General features: G+C 74.9%; 13 protein-coding genes. 6 read left to right on the top strand and 7 right to left on the bottom strand.

What is annotated here, in order from left to right; all coding sequences use genetic code 11:
* Positions 1 to 39: 39 nt before the first annotated feature.
* From BLR02_RS00555 to hrpB, 7 genes are all read right to left on the bottom strand, one after another.
* Positions 40 to 831 carry an enoyl-CoA hydratase/isomerase family protein gene (locus BLR02_RS00555; protein ID WP_090560451.1) on the bottom strand — a complete coding sequence of 264 codons (792 nt, stop codon included), beginning with the start codon at positions 829 to 831 and terminating at the stop codon, positions 40 to 42.
* Entirely contained in the window at positions 824 to 2743 is a 1920-nt protein-coding gene (locus tag BLR02_RS00550; protein ID WP_090659475.1) for an acyl-CoA dehydrogenase family protein, read from the bottom strand. The genes BLR02_RS00555 and BLR02_RS00550 overlap by 8 nt, the downstream gene beginning before the upstream one ends.
* A 59-nt stretch (positions 2744 to 2802) precedes the next feature.
* On the bottom strand, positions 2803 to 3063 hold the full coding sequence (locus BLR02_RS00545; protein ID WP_090560449.1) for a hypothetical protein: 261 nt from the start codon (positions 3061 to 3063) through the stop codon (positions 2803 to 2805).
* Positions 3064 to 3131: 68 nt separating this feature from the next.
* Positions 3132 to 4448 carry a sensor histidine kinase gene (locus BLR02_RS00540; RefSeq protein WP_090659472.1) on the bottom strand — a complete coding sequence of 439 codons (1317 nt, stop codon included), beginning with the start codon at positions 4446 to 4448 and terminating at the stop codon, positions 3132 to 3134.
* Positions 4449 to 4558: 110 nt separating this feature from the next.
* Complete coding sequence (locus BLR02_RS00535) at positions 4559 to 5239, bottom strand: winged helix-turn-helix domain-containing protein (RefSeq protein WP_090560447.1); 681 nt, start codon at positions 5237 to 5239, stop codon at positions 4559 to 4561.
* A 123-nt stretch (positions 5240 to 5362) separates the two neighbouring features.
* Positions 5363 to 6439, bottom strand: coding sequence for a trypsin-like peptidase domain-containing protein (locus BLR02_RS00530; protein ID WP_090659469.1), 1077 nt, complete (start codon positions 6437 to 6439; stop codon positions 5363 to 5365).
* A gap of 97 nt (positions 6440 to 6536) precedes the next feature.
* A complete protein-coding gene (gene hrpB, locus BLR02_RS00525) occupies positions 6537 to 9011 on the bottom strand; it encodes an ATP-dependent helicase HrpB (RefSeq protein ID WP_090659466.1) in 2475 nt (824 codons plus the stop codon).
* 306 nt (positions 9012 to 9317) lie between these two features.
* On the opposite strand from hrpB, the gene BLR02_RS00520 reads away from it, so the two are divergent.
* The 6 genes from BLR02_RS00520 (at position 9318) to BLR02_RS00495 (ending at position 14140) form a co-directional block, all read left to right on the top strand.
* Positions 9318 to 9566, top strand: a complete 249-nt coding sequence (locus tag BLR02_RS00520) for a hypothetical protein (RefSeq protein ID WP_090560444.1) — start codon at positions 9318 to 9320, stop codon at positions 9564 to 9566.
* Between the two features lie 59 nt (positions 9567 to 9625).
* Positions 9626 to 9964, top strand: a complete 339-nt coding sequence (locus tag BLR02_RS00515; RefSeq protein ID WP_090659463.1) for a hypothetical protein — start codon at positions 9626 to 9628, stop codon at positions 9962 to 9964.
* Between the two features lie 163 nt (positions 9965 to 10127).
* Positions 10128 to 12179, top strand: a complete 2052-nt coding sequence (locus tag BLR02_RS00510) for a protein-disulfide reductase DsbD family protein (RefSeq protein ID WP_090661458.1) — start codon at positions 10128 to 10130, stop codon at positions 12177 to 12179.
* An 83-nt stretch (positions 12180 to 12262) separates the two neighbouring features.
* Complete coding sequence (locus BLR02_RS00505) at positions 12263 to 12853, top strand: PadR family transcriptional regulator (RefSeq protein WP_218127831.1); 591 nt, start codon at positions 12263 to 12265, stop codon at positions 12851 to 12853.
* Positions 12854 to 12858: 5 nt separating this feature from the next.
* Complete coding sequence (locus tag BLR02_RS00500; protein ID WP_090560440.1) at positions 12859 to 13152, top strand: DUF2218 domain-containing protein; 294 nt, start codon at positions 12859 to 12861, stop codon at positions 13150 to 13152.
* A 76-nt stretch (positions 13153 to 13228) separates the two neighbouring features.
* Positions 13229 to 14140, top strand: coding sequence for a lysophospholipid acyltransferase family protein (locus BLR02_RS00495; RefSeq protein ID WP_090659457.1), 912 nt, complete (start codon positions 13229 to 13231; stop codon positions 14138 to 14140).
* Positions 14141 to 14259: the final 119 nt, after the last annotated feature.

Here is a 14259-nt window from a genome sequence, read left to right as displayed (position 1 = left end):
GGGAAGCGGCTTCGCCGTGGTGCTTGCTCCCGTCTCGCTCTACCGGCCCCGGAAGACGGGCTTGCGTTTCTCAGCGAAGGCGGCGGTCGCTTCCCGGTGGTCCTCGGTGGCGCTGACCACGCCGACGCAGCTCGCGGCGAAGGAGAGCGCCTCGCGGAAGCCGCTGGTCTGGCCCTGCTGCACCATGCGCTTCATCAGCCGGATGCCGACCGTGGGGCCGGACGCGAGCCGCTCGGCGACCGAATAGGTGTGCGCCATGAGCTGGTCGTCCGGCACCGCCTTGTTGATCAGGCCGATGCGCTCGGCCTCCGTGGCGCCGACGAAATCGCCGAGCCAGAGCATCTCGAGCGCCTTCGGCATGCCGACCAGCCGCGGCAGCAGCCAGGCGCCGCCATCGCCGGCGACGAAGCCAACCTTGATGTAGGTCTCGGCGAAGCGGGCGCTCTCGGCGGCGAAGCGCAGGTCGCCCATCAGCGCCATGTCCATCCCCGCCCCGGTCGCGGCGCCGTTCACCGCGACGATATAGGGCTTGTCGAGCTCCATCAGCGTCAGCGGGATGCGGTGGACATGGTCGGTGAGGTATTTGGCGCGGTCCCAGGGCTGCTGGCCGCCGGCCGCATTGGCCGCCATGCGCTTCACGTCGCCACCGGAGCAGAAGATGCGGCCGGCGCCGGTCAGCACCACGCAGCGGATGGCGTCATCGTGGATGCATTCGCGCAGCGCCGCCTCCCAGAGCGACAGCATCTCGGTGGTGAAGGCATTGCCGCTGTCCGGGCGGTTCAGGGTGATGGTCGCGATGCCGCCCTGGGTCTCGAAGAGCAATTCACTCATGCGCCGTGTCCTCCGTCTCGCCCGGCATCCTGCCCCGATCGACGATGAGCGGCCACAGCCCGGCGGCGCCGGCACGGCGGGCCTCGCCGCCAAGCCAGGTGGCGGTGGCCGATTCGGTGCCGAATTCGCCGCCCCAGGCGGCGAGGCGGCGGGCCAGGGCCGGGTCACGCCCCGGTGCGGCGAGGCAGGCCTCGGCCGCGGCGGCGACGCGCAGCCGGGCGCAGGCGATGGCGAAGCGGCCGGGGTCGCGGGCCGCCCGCCGCACCGCATGGCGGGCCATGGCGGCAAGGGCGCGGGAGGCCGCGCCGCGGGCCAGGACGCCGATCGCGCCCAGCATGGCGGCGGCGCGGAACAGGGCGCCGAGGTCGCGCAGCCCGGCGGGCGTCAGCCCCTGACCGGGCGGGCCGGCGGCAAGCACCGGCATCTCCTCCAGCAGCACCAGGTCGCGCGGCTCGCCGGCGCCATTGGTCCCCGTGGTGCCGATGGCGGGGCGCCCGGCGAGGATGGTGCGCGGCCCCTCCCCGTCCTCCAGGACCAGCACGGCGGCGCCCGCATGGCGCGCCCAGGGCAGGCGACGGAGCTGCCCGGTAAGCAGGCCGCCCAGGAGGCGCGGCGCCTCGCCCTCCGTCACCGGGCCGATCGTCAGCGGGCCGAGCGGCGGGGCGAGGCCGGCCCGGGCGAGCGCATGATGGCCGAGCAGCGTCTCGGCCACCGGCAGGGGCGCGGCCGCGGCGCCGGCCGCCTCGACGATGGCGAGCAGGCCGGGCAGCCCCAGCCCCTCGCCATCCAGCTCGGGCGGCAGGGCGGCGCGCAGCACCGGCCCCTCCTCCAGCGCCGTCCAGCAGTCGAGGTCGAAGCCGGGCGCCGTGCCGGTCCCGGCCAGCAGCCGGACCGTCTCCGCCACCAGACGTCCCGGGGGCCGCATCGCTGGCCGCACAGCCTGGGCGGGGCGCCGCAGCGCGGGCAGCGGGATCAGCGGCGGCGGCTCGGCGAGGCGGGGGCGCGCCTCCTCGGGCAGCAGGCGGCGGAGGGCGGCCAGGGGTGCCTCGGCCTCCAGCGCCGCCAGGGTGGCGAGGCGGCGCGACGGGCGGCCGGCGCGTGACAGCCCCATGGAATGGAGGGTGGCGCAGGCGGCGACCAGGCGGCCGAGCACCGGGTCCGCCTCGGGCGGGGCGTCGGCCCCGGCGAGGGCGGCGAGCAGCGGGAGGTGGCGCAGCCAGCCATCCGGCGCAGCGCGGGCGACGGCGGCGGCTTCCGCCCAGAGGGCCAGCCCTTCCTCGGCCGGGCCGAGCAGGCGGTCCTCGGCGAGGAAAACCTCCTCGAGGGCGAGGCGCCCGGCGCCCTGCGGCACGAGGCCGGGCAGCGCGAGGTCGAGCAGGAAGAGGCTTAGGCCGGGCCCCTCGCCATCGCCGGTGCGGGCGAGCAGCAGCATCCGCCCCCCGGCTTCACCGATGACGTGGCAGCGGCCGGTGAGGCGCCAGCCGCCCGGCGCGGGGCGCGCGCGGCAGCGGAGGGTCGCGTCGCCGGGCAGCGCCGCCTCGGTCAGGCCGATGCAGGCGGAAAGCCGGCCCGTGGCGAGGCGGGGGAGCAGCTCGGCCTGCTGGCCGGGCGTGCCGGCGGCGAGCAGCAGGGGCCCCACCAGCCATTCCGCCACCCAATGGGCGCGCAGCGGGGCGCCATGGGCCAGCAATTCCTCGGCGATGATGTGGCGGTCGGCCGCGCTGCCGCCCTGGCCGCCCAGGGCGCGGGGCCAGCAGGTGCCGATATAGCCGCGGGCGCCGAGGCGTGCGGCGAAGCCGGGGTCCGGTGCCGCCCAGCTTCCCGCCGCGGGGTCGAAGCCGCCCGCGGCGATCTCGGCCGCGAGGAAGCCGCGCAATTCGCGCCGCAGCCCCGCCGCATTGGCCTGCCTCATCCCTGCCCCTCCGCCATGGCGGAGAGGTTAGCGGAACGGGTTGCGCTGGGGAGGGTGGATCAGGAGCCTGCCTGCGCGGCGCGGACGGCGCGGCGCAGCTTGGCGATGCCGGTGCGGAGATGGCCGTTGCCGCAGAGCCGCATGCCCTCCGCCGCCAGCGAGCGCGAAGGCTCCTGCGTCGCGGCCGGCATGCCGGCGAGCCGGGCGGCGAGGCTGCCGCAATACTCCAGCGTGTCGGTCGTCACCCGCGGCCCCGGCTCCGCCGCGGCGGACATCGCCAGGACCATCAGCAGCGCGGGCGGCGTGAGGACGGTATTCATCGACGACCAGAATGCGGCGCCGCGCCTCATCGGGCGATGGGCAGAGGATGACGCTTCGGTCATGGCAGTCACGGCTTCGGCAGGCGCAGCACGACGCGGAGGCCGGGCGGGGTGCGGTCCGGCGTGGCATCCTCCAGCCGCAGCTCGCCCGCATGCAGATTCACCACTGCCTGCACCAGCGAGAGGCCGAGGCCGGAGCCAGGGGTGGCGCGGGCCTTGTCGGCACGGAAGAAGCGCTCTCCGGCATGGGCGCGGTCCTCGGGCACAAGGCCGGGCCCGTCATCCGCCACCGCGACCTCGATCGCGGCCGGCAGCAGGCGGGCCGCGAGGGTCACGGTGCCGCCGGGGGGAGTGAATTTGATGGCGTTGTCGAGCAGGTTGGCGATGGCCTGCAGCAGCAGGTCGCGGTCGCCGACCAGCTCCAGCCGCTCCGGCAGGTCGGTGGCGAAGTGCTGGCCGCGCGCCTCGGCCGCCACCTCGTAGATCTCGGCGGCATCGGCGAGGACGGGGACGAGGTCAAGCGGGGCGAAGGCGGCGCGGCGGGCGCCGGCCTCGGCCTCGGCGATGCGCAGCAGGGCCTGGAAAATGCGGCTGATGCCGTCGAGATCGGCGATGCCTTGCTCCACCGCGGCACGCAGCGCGGCCTCGTCCGGCACATCGGAGAGGGCGTCCTCCAGCTTGGCGCGGGCGCGGGCGATGGGCGTGCGGAGGTCATGCGCGATGGCGTCGGAGACGCCGCGCACGCCCTCCATCAGGGTGACGATGCGCTCCAGCATGCCGTTGAGCGTCTGGGCGAGCCGGTCGAACTCGTCGCCGCGGCCCGAGAGGGCGATGCGCGAGGCGAGGTCGCCGCCGGCGATGGCCGCGGTGGTGGCGAAGACAGGCCGCATCCGCGTCTGCAGCGCATGGCGCAGCATCCAGGCGCCGAGGAGTGCGAAGAGCACGACCGCGCCGGAGGCCCAGAGCACGCCCTCGGTCAGCAGCCGGCGCAGCTGCTCCCGCTCCGACTCGTCGCGGCCGACGATGAGGCGGAGGCCGGGCAGGTCGAGCCGGTGCAGCCGGGCCTCCGCCGCGACGCCGTCATGCAGCACGCGGGTGCGGAACCAGGCGCCCTCGGCCGCCGGGGCATTCGGCCAGCGGTCGAGATTGCCGGCGAGGCGCCGGGTGCCTTCCGCCTCCAGCAGCAGGTAGAGCGACTCGTTCTCGACATCGACGGCGAGGCGCTCCTCGATCGCCTCGGCAAGGCCGGTGGCGCCGGCCTCCCGCCAGCGTTCGGCCAGCGCGATGGCATCGGCGCGGATGGCGGCATCGGTCTGCCGGTCGAGCGCGCCGGCGGTCGCCCACCACAGCACGGCGACGAGGGCGATGGCGGCGGAGGCGAACATCGCCGCGAAGAGCAGGGCGAAGCGGAAGCCGGCGCTGCGCAGCAGGCGCGGCGGGCCGAGGGCGAGGCCGGGGGCCAGCGCCTGATCGCCGCGACGGAAACTGGTTTGGCTCAGGGCTCGGCCCGGATCATATAGCCGGCATTGCGCACGGTATGGATCAGCGGCTTGTCGAAGCCCTTGTCGAGCTTCTGGCGCAGGCGGCTGACATGCACGTCGATGACGTTGGTCTGCGGATCGAAATGGTAGTCCCAGACCTTCTCGAGCAGCATGGTGCGGGTCACCACCTGCCCGGCATGGCGCATCAGATGCTCGAGCAGGCGGAATTCGCGCGGCTGCACGTCGATGCGCTTGCTGGCCCGGGTCACGGTGCGGGACAGCAGGTCGAGTTCCAGATCGGCGACGCGCAGCTTGGTGGCCGGGGCATCGACCGAGGGGCGGCGGCCAAGCGCCTCGACGCGGGCCAGCAGCTCGGCGAAGGCGAAGGGCTTGGTCAGGTAGTCGTCGCCGCCGGCCTTGAGGCCCTTCACCCGCTCATCCACCGCCGAGAGGGCGGAGAGGAAGAGGACCGGCGTGCGGTTGCCCTGGCTGCGCAGCGTCTCGACCAGCCGGACGCCGTCGACGCCGCCGGGCAGCATGCGGTCCAGCACCAGCATGTCGAACTGCTCCGAGGCGGCGAGGAAGAGCCCGTCACGGCCATTGGTTGCGTGCTCGACGGTGTGGCCGGCCTCCTGCAGCCCCTTCTTCACGAAGCGGGCGACCTCGGCATCGTCCTCGACCAGCAGAATGCGCATGGCGGCGGGTGTCCTTGTGGGAGCCGGAGCTTAGACCAGACCCGGCCCGGTTTACATTATACGAGCAACATCATTTGCCCGCTTAAACAACAAGCTAGGCAATGTCCCGCAGCCGGCGGGCCTTCAGCCCTGGCCGGGCCGGCGGCCGACCTGGACGGGCATCTCGCGCTCCCGCCCCTCGCGCAGCACGGTGAGGCGGATGGTCTGGCCCGGCGCCACGGCGGCCACGGTGCGGACCAGGGCGCGGGAGGTCTCGACCCGGTCGCCATTGATGGCCACGACAACATCGCCCTGGCGCAGCCCGGCGCGGCCGGCCGGGCTGGTGCGCTCGACGCCGGCGATGAGCACGCCACGGCGGGCCGGGCGGCCATCCTCCGGCACCAGGTCCTGCACCGAGACGCCGAGCCAGCCGCGCTCCACCCGCCCGTCGCGGCGGAGCTGCTCGATCACCGGCCGGGCGAGGTCGGAGGGGGTGGCGAAGCCGATGCCGGCGGAGGCGCCGGAGGGCGAGTAGATGGCGGTGTTGATGCCGATCACCTCGCCCGCCGCGTTGAAGAGCGGGCCGCCGGAATTGCCGGGGTTGATGGCCGCGTCGGTCTGGATGAAGTCGTCGAAGGGGCCGGCGCCGATCTCCCGCCCGCGGGCGGAGACGATGCCGGAGGTGACGGTGCCGCCGAGGCCGAAGGGGTTGCCCGCCGCCAGCACCCAGGAGCCGACGCGGGTGGTGCCCGAGGCCCCCCAGGAGACGGCGGCGAGCGGCTGGGGCGGCTCCACCTTCAGCAGGGCGAGATCGGTCAGCTCGTCCGAGCCGACGATGCGGGCGGTGAGCTCGGTGCCGTCCTGCAGGGCGACGATGACGCGGGTGGCGTTGCCGATGACATGGTTGTTGGTGACGATATAGCCCGCCGGATCGATGACGAAGCCGGAGCCGGCGCCCGCGACTTCCTGCCGGCGGTTGCGCAGCCGGTCGCGGAAATAGCGCTCGAGCGGCGTGCCGCGCAGCTCGGGCGGCAGCTGGGCCACGGTGGTCTCGCCGGTGACGGCGATGTTCACCACGGCTGGCAGGACGCGCTCGGCCAGGTCGGCGAAGTCGGGCAGCAGGCCGCGCTGGGCGCTGGCCGGCCAGGGGGCGGTGGCGCAGCCGGACAGCAGGGCAGCGGCGGCGAGGCCGGCATGGCGGCGCGTCAGCAAGGCGGGCATCGGGGGCGAAATCCTTGGGGGATGGGGCAGGACTCGGTGCAGCCCCGATTCTGGGAAGATGGATGCGATCCTTCAACCTCCGGCGGCAAGGCGGCGGCTATCCGCCGCGTCCGGGGCGCGGTGGGTCGGCCGCGGCGCCGGCCGGATCCTCGGGCCAGTTATGCTTCGGGTAGCGGCCACGCATCTCCTTCCGTACCTCCAGCCAGCCGCCGCGCCAGAAGCCGGCGAGGTCGCCGGTGACGGCGATGGGGCGGCCGGCGGGCGAGAGCAGCGCGACCTGGAGGGGGACGCGGCCTTCGGCGAGCGGCGGCAGCCCGGTCAGGCCGTAGAGGTATTGCGGACGGGCCTCGAGCGTCGGGGTCTCGCCGGTATAGTCGATGGCGGCGCTGCGGCCGGCGGGCAGCGGCAGCCGCGCGGGCAGCGCGGCATCGAGGCGCTGGCGGCGCTCCCAGGGCAGGCCCGCCAGCAGCATGTCGGGCAGGTTCAGCCCGGCGAGGTCGGCGAGGCGGGAGCGGCCCTGGAGATAGGGTGCCAGCCAGTCCTGCACGGTGGCGGCGAGGGCCGCGTCGGAGAGGTCGGGCCAGGCATCGCCCTCGACCGCGCGCATCCAGCGCAGCCGGGCCTGGAGCTGGCGGGCGGCCGGGCTCCAGGGCAGGTCGCGCAGACCACGCTCCGCCACCGCCCCGGCCAGGGCGGCGGCGACGAGCGCGGGGTCCGGGTTGGGCAGCGGCTGCTCCTCCAGCACCAGCGGGCCGAAGCGAAGGCGGCGGCGGGCGAGGACGGCGCCGGCGCGGGCATCGAAGGCCGCCCCCTCCTCGCGACGGAAGCGGTCGGGGAAGCGCCCCTCCAGCACCGCGCGGTCGAGCGGGGCGGCCATGCGGATGCGGGCCTCGGTGCCCTGCAATTCCAGGTCGGCGACCGCGAGCAGCGGGGATTTCGCCAGGGGGTCGGTCGAGGCCAGGCGGGCACCCTGGCCCGAGGCGAGGCGGAAGGCGCCGGCCATGACGCCGCGCATGGCGGCGATGCGGTCGGGGAAGCCGGCGGCGAGCAGCGCACCCGGATCGCCCTCGGGCAGCGCGCTGCCATGCAGGCCGAGGCGGCGGCGATGCAGCGCCCCGGCGCGGCGGATGCGGTGGATGGTCGCGCGATCGGCATTCGGGTGGTCGGCGCCATGCAGCAGGTCGAGGCGCAGGGTGATGTCGCTCGGCACCTCCTTGCCACGGATCGGGTCGCGCTCCTCCAGCAGCGCGGCGAGGTCGGCGGCGAGCGCCCCCTCCCCCTCCCCCTCGGCGGCAGCCAGCATCCGGGCGAGGCGGGGATGGGTGCCGAGGCGTGCCATGCGGCGGCCGGTCGGGGTGATGCGGCCCTCGCCATCCAGCGCGTCGAGGTCGCGGAGCAGGGCGCGGGCGGCGGCCATCGCCCCGGCGGGAGGCGGGTCGAGCCAGGCGAGCTCGGCCGGGTCGGCGCCCCAGGCGGCGAGGTCGAGGGCGAGGCCGGAGAGCTCCTCCTCCAGGATGGCCGGGCGGTCCTGCGGGGCAAGGCCGCGATGCAGCGCCTCCGACCAGAGGCGGATGGCGACACCCGGCGCGGTGCGGCCGGCGCGGCCGGCGCGCTGCTCGGCGGCGGCCTTGCTGATGCGGATGGTGACGAGGCGGGCGAGGCCGGTCGCCGGGTCGAGGCGCGGCGCCCGGCGGAAGCCGCCATCGACGACGATGCGGACGCCGGGGACGGTGAGCGAGGTCTCGGCGATGGAGGTGGCGAGGACGACCTTGCGGCGGGGGCCGGGCGTCAGGGCGCGGTCCTGCTCGGCGGGCGGCATCTCGCCATGCAGGGGGAGCACATCGGCATCCACGCCGGAGAGGCGTTCCTGCGTGCGGCGGATCTCGCCCCAGCCGGGGAGGAAGGCGAGGACGTCGCCGGGATGCTCGCGCAGCGCCGTCCGGATGGCGCCCGCCATCGCCTCCGGCAGGTCGCGCGCGTCGGCGAGGTCGCGCGGGCGGTGCTCGACGGCGACCGGCCAGGCGCGGCCGAGGCTCTCGATCCGGGGCGCATCGCCCATCAGCCCGGCGAAGGCACCACCGTCGAGCGTCGCCGACATCGCCAGCAGCCGCAGCTCCGGGCGGAGGCCGCGCTGGAGGTCGAGGCAGAGGGCGAGCGCCAGGTCGGTATCGAGGTTGCGCTCATGCGCCTCGTCGAACAGCACGCCGGCAACGCCCTCGAGCCCGGGGTCGGATTGCAGGCGGCGGACCAGCAGGCCTTCCGTCACGACCTCGATGCGGGTCGCGGCCGATACGGCGCGGTCGAGCCGGGTCGAGAGGCCGATGGTGCCGCCGGGGGCGGCCTCGCCCAGCAGCTCGGCCATGCGGCGGGCGGCGGCGCGGGCGGCGACGCGGCGCGGCTCGAGCACCAGCAGCTTGCCGCCCCCGGCCCAGGGCTCGTCGCGCAGGATAAGGGGCACGAGCGTGGTCTTGCCGGCGCCGGGCGGGGCGATGAGCAGGGCGTTCGATCCGGCGCGGAGGGCGGCCGTCAGCGCCGGCAGCGCCTCGGCGACGGGGAGGTCGAGGGGAAGCATGGCAGGGGGATAGGGCAAAGCGCCCGGTTTGACACCGTCGCGCGACAATTCACCGGCCCGCGACATGCGGCTGCGACAGGAGGGCGCGAGAACACCTCACCTTTTCGCGCCAGAAGGACCCACGCCGATGACCCTGCCCCGAGTTGCCGTGCGGTGCCGTTCCGGCCTCCCGGCCATGGCCCGGCTGGGTGGCCGGAGCTGATTGAGGCACTTGCAAGACATGACACGCGGGGGTTGCAAAAACCCCTTGCTCGCGCTGCCGTGATCTGTATACCGTATGCCATCGCGCAAATGTGAGGACTGGCCATGCAGACCAAGCTCCCAACCGCCAAGCCACGGCGCCTGCCCGCCGCCACCGCCGACGCCGCCGATAGCCGTCGCCGCTCGCTGAGCGCGATGATCGCCCATAAGCGCCGCTGCCGCGAGGCCGGGGCGCCGGACAGCGCCACCATCGGCCAGATGGTCAATGCCTTCCTCGCCGCCGGCGGCGCCATCACCGCCTGCCCCCCCGCCTATGTCCTGCCGGTGCAGAACGGCGCCGGACGCCAGGGCTGACCTTCAGGGTCGGCCCTATCCCGGGCCGGCTTGCCATCTGCCGACGGATACCGCCCCCCATGTCCGAGATCATCGTCTTCCCCCTCGCCCGCCCCGCCGCCCGGAGCACCGAGGATGTCGTCAAGCTGGCGGACCGGCTGCACAAGATCGAGCGCAGCGAGAGCGGAGACGAGGCGATCATGGACCTGCTGGTGGATGCCGAGCTGGCCGCGCTGGACGCGCTGGCCGCCGCACCCGCCGGCACCCATGCGGATGTGACGCTGAAGCTCGCCACCCTGCTGCGCCGCGTGGAGGCCGAAGGCGAAGGGCTGCTGCCGGATGGCGAGATGGCACTGCTGCGGGGCGCGCTGCGCGACATGCGCCGGCTGGCACGGCGGCTGGAAGCGGCGCGGGCCTGAGAGCTTCCCCGCCACGGGCCTTCCGCGGCGGGGTTGGATTTGAGCGAGGTTTTTCAGCGTGATCCGGGGGCCAGGGCCGCGATGCGTCCCTGGCCCTCTATCTTTGAGGCGCCGCGGGTTTTTGGGGTTGCGGTTCGCGCCGGGCGTCCCGTTCTATCGCGCCATGCGAGTGTTCATTGCCCTGTTGATGCTGCTGCCCCTGCTGGCGGCCCCTGCCCGGTCGGCGGAGAGCGATGCCGTGCGCTCGCCCCGCGCGACCGTGACGCTGGTGGCGGACCGGGTGGCGGTGGCGCCGGGCGAGGCCTTCCATCTTGGCCTGCGGCTGCGCCTGGCGCCGGGCTGGCATACCTATTGGCGCAATGCCGGCGATGCAGGCGCCGCGCCGGAGATCGACCTCACCCTGCCCGAGGGCGCGAGCGCCGGGGGGATCGACTGGCCGGCGCCGCGGCGCATCGCCACCGGCCCGCTGATCAGCTTCGGCTATGAGGACGAGGTGCTGCTGCCGCTGCGGGCCCGGGCGCCGGTGACGGCGGGGCCGGAGGGCCTCGTCATCGAGGCGGAGGCGCGCTGGCTGGTCTGCGCCGATCTCTGCATCCCGGAGGAGGGACGGTTCCGGCTCACCCTGCCGCTGGCTCCGGCGGGCCGGGCCGATGGGGCGCTCGCCGCACTCTTCACCACGGCCGAGGCGGCGCTGCCGCGCCCCTCGCCCTGGGCCGCGCGGGCGGCACTGGCCGGGGCGCGGGGGAGCCTGACGCTGGAGGGCGAGGGCCTCTCGGCGGCTGCGGTGCGGGAGGCGGTGTTCTTCCCCGAGGAGTCCGGGCTGATCGAGAATGCGGCGCCGCAGCCGCTGCGGGCGCGGGATGGCGCGCTGACCCTCGCCCTGGCGCGGCCCGAGGGCGCCCCGGTGCCCGCCGCGCTCGGCGGCGTCGTGGTGCTGGTCGATGCCGCGGGCGTGCGCTCGGCCTATGCCGTCGCGGCGCCGGTCGGGGGCGTGCCGGAGACGGTCTCCACCCTGCCGCTCTGGCAGGTGCTGGGCTCGGCGCTGCTGGGCGGGCTGCTGCTGAACCTCATGCCCTGCGTCTTCCCCATCCTGGCGATGAAGGCGATGGCGCTGGCCCGGCTGTCCGGCGCCGCGCGGGGCGCGGTGCGGGCGCATGCGGCAAGCTACACGGCGGGCGTGCTGCTGAGCTTCCTCGCCCTGGCCGGGCTGCTGATCGGGCTGCGGGGCGCGGGGGTCGCCGCCGGCTGGGGCTTCCAGTTCACCGCGCCCGTCTTCGTCGCCGGCCTCGCCTGGCTGATGCTGGCGGTGGGGCTGAACCTCTCCGGCGTCTATGCGGTCGGCGGGCCGGCAGGGGCCGGGGCGGGGCTGGCGGCGCGGGGCGGGCATGCGGGCAGCTTCTTCACCGGGGCGCTCGCGGTGCTGGTGGCGACGCCCTGCACGGCGCCCTTCATGGCGGCGGCGATCGGCGCCGCGCTCGCCCTGCCGCCCGCCGAGACGCTGCTGGTCTTCGCCGCGCTCGGGCTCGGGCTGGCGGCGCCCTATGCGGTGCTCGGCCTCTTCCCTGGCCTGGCCGGGCGGCTGCCGCGGCCGGGCGGCTGGATGGAGGCGCTGCGGCAGGGCCTGGCCTTCCCGATGTATGGCGCGGCGGCCTGGCTGGCCTGGGTGCTGACGCAGCAGGCCGGGCCGGACGGGCTGCTGGTGCTGCTGGTAGGCGCGGTGCTGATCGGCTTCGCCGCCTGGGCGCTCGGCCTGGCGCAGCGCGGCGGTGGCCGGGTGGGACGGGTGCTGGCCGGTGCGGCGATGATCGGTGCGCTAGCCCTGCTGCCCGGCCTGGCAACGGCGCCGCCGGCGGCGGCGGGCACGGAGGCCTCGGCGGAGGCTTGGTCGGCGGCGCGGGTCGCGGCGCTGCAGGCGGAGGGGCGGCCGGTCTTCGTCAACCTCACCGCCGCCTGGTGCATCACCTGCAAGGTCAATGAGCGGCTGGTGCTGCGAAGCGGCGCGGTGCAGGCCGCCTTCGCCGGGCGGAACCTGGCCTACCTCACCGGCGACTGGACGCAGGGGGATGCGACGATCGGCGCCCTGCTGCGCGAGCATGGGCGGGAGGGCGTGCCGCTCTACCTCGTCTATCCCGCCGGCGGCGGGGCGCCGCAGGTGCTGCCGCAGGTACTGACCGAGGGCATCGTGCTGCGGGCCGTCGAGGCCGCGGCCGGCTGAACCATCGCTGACGGGGCTTGTTCAAGACTGTGTTTCGACATATCTAAGTTTTCGATATGTCGAAACACAGTCGGAGTTTGCCCATGAAATCCCCTTTCAGCGACCGCCATGGCTGGCGCGGCCCCTGCGGCCATCGCCACGCACGGGGCGAGTTCGGGCCGCATGGCGGCCGGCACCATGGCGAGGGGCACCGGCACGGCCGGCCGGGCGGCGGGCGGGGCCACCGGCTGCTCGAGCATGGGGACCTGCGCCTGCTGGTGCTGGCGCTGATCGCCGAGGCGCCGCGCCATGGCTACGACATCATCAAGGCGATCGAGGAGCGCGCGGGCGGCGCCTATACGCCGAGCCCGGGCGTGGTCTACCCGACCCTCACCCTACTGGAGGAGATCGGCCATATCGCCATCAGCAGCGAGGCGGGGCCGCGCAAGCTCTATGCCATCACGCCCGAAGGCCAGGCCTGGCTGGATGCCAACCAGCCGGCCGCCTCGGCGATCCTGGCGCGGCTGTCGGAGCATGGGGCGGAGGGCGGGCTCTCGCCGCAGATCCTGCGCGCCATGGAGAACCTGAAGCTCGCGCTCCGGCTGCGGTTGCGGCGCGGCCGGCTGGAGCAGGCGGAGGTCGCGGCCATCGCCGCCGCGATCGATGCCGCCGCCGTCGCGGTCGAGCAGGCCTGACGCCGATGGCACGGTCCGAAGCCCGCGTGGCGATCGAGAGCCCGGCGCGCTATCTCGGCCAGCTCTGCAAGCATTTCGCCCATCGCCTGCCGGTGACGCAGGAGCCGGGGCATGGCGCCATCGCCTTTCCCATGGGGCTGTGCCTGCTGGAGGCGGAGGGCGGCGTGCTGCTGCTGCGCGCCGAGGCCGAGGATGCGGCGGCGCTGGAGCAGGTGCAGGAGGTGGTGTCGCGGCACCTGATGCGCTTCAGCTTCCGCACGCCGCCGGAGATTGCCTGGGTGGCGCTCGGCGCGGCCTGACGCCCGGCGGATATCATCGAGCCGTCGCGGCGGCGACATTGCGGCGTCACGGAACGCAGGCTATCCGCTGCCTCTTATGGAAGCCGTGGCCCGCGACCCGATCGACGCCCTTCGCCCCCGCCGCCTGCGGCGGAAGAAGCCCCTGCGGTTCAAGAGCGGCCTGCCCGGTGGGCGGCTCTTCGACGTCTTCGACGAGAGGCCGCTGGGCGGGCGCATCCGGGCGGTCCGGCGGATCGTCTCGGTGCTGCTCTGGACGCTGGTCTCGATCCCCGTCCAGGCGGTGCTGATCGCGCTGCCGGGGCGGGGCAAGGTGGTCTTCGCCCGGGTCTACCACGCAGGGCTCTGCTGGCTGATCGGGCTGCGCGTGCAGGTGGTCGGCAAGCCGGCCGAGGCGGGGCCGGTGCTGTTCCTCGCCAACCACTCCTCCTGGCTCGATGTCCTGGTGCTCGGCGCCGTGCTGGAAGGCTGCTTTGTCTCCAAGGCCGAGGTCGGCACCTGGCCGCTGATCCGCACCGTGGCGCGGCTCGGCCGCACCGTCTTCGTCAGCCGCAGCCGCGGGCGGACGAGCAGCGAAGCGGGGGCGATGAGGGCGAGGCTGGCGGCCGGCGACAGCCTGATCCTCTTCCCCGAGGGCACCAGCAGCGACGGCGCGCGGGTCCTGCCCTTCCGCAGCTCGTTCCTGGCGACCGCCGGGGCAGCGCGGCAGGTGCAGCCGGTCTCCCTCGTCTATGACCGGCTGGGCGGGCTGCCGGCCTGCCGGCGGGACCGGCCGCTTTTCGCCTGGTATGGCGACATGGAGATCGGCAGCCATTTCTGGCGCCTGGCCCGCCGCAGCGGCGCGCGGGCGACGGTGGTGCTGCACGAGCCCTTCAGCCCCGACGCCCTGCCGGACCGCAAGGCGATGGCCGCGGCGAGCTGGGCCACCGTCTCGGCCGGCGCCGCGCAGCTGCGGCAGAACCGCCCGGCGGCGCCGCTGGCCACGGTTTGAAGTACCGGCGACCGGCCATGGCGCCCGGCGGCCCCGCGCCGCCCGGCAAGCGACTGTGACCACGGCGCGCTTGACCCCGGCGCCCGGCAAGCCCGACCCTTGGCCCATCATGCGATTCT

The organism is Belnapia rosea (assembly GCF_900101615.1).
In the GTDB taxonomy this organism is placed as follows: domain Bacteria; phylum Pseudomonadota; class Alphaproteobacteria; order Acetobacterales; family Acetobacteraceae; genus Belnapia; species Belnapia rosea.
The sequence above is the reverse complement of the archived record's forward strand: the minus strand, read 5'-3'. Positions and strand labels throughout refer to the sequence as shown.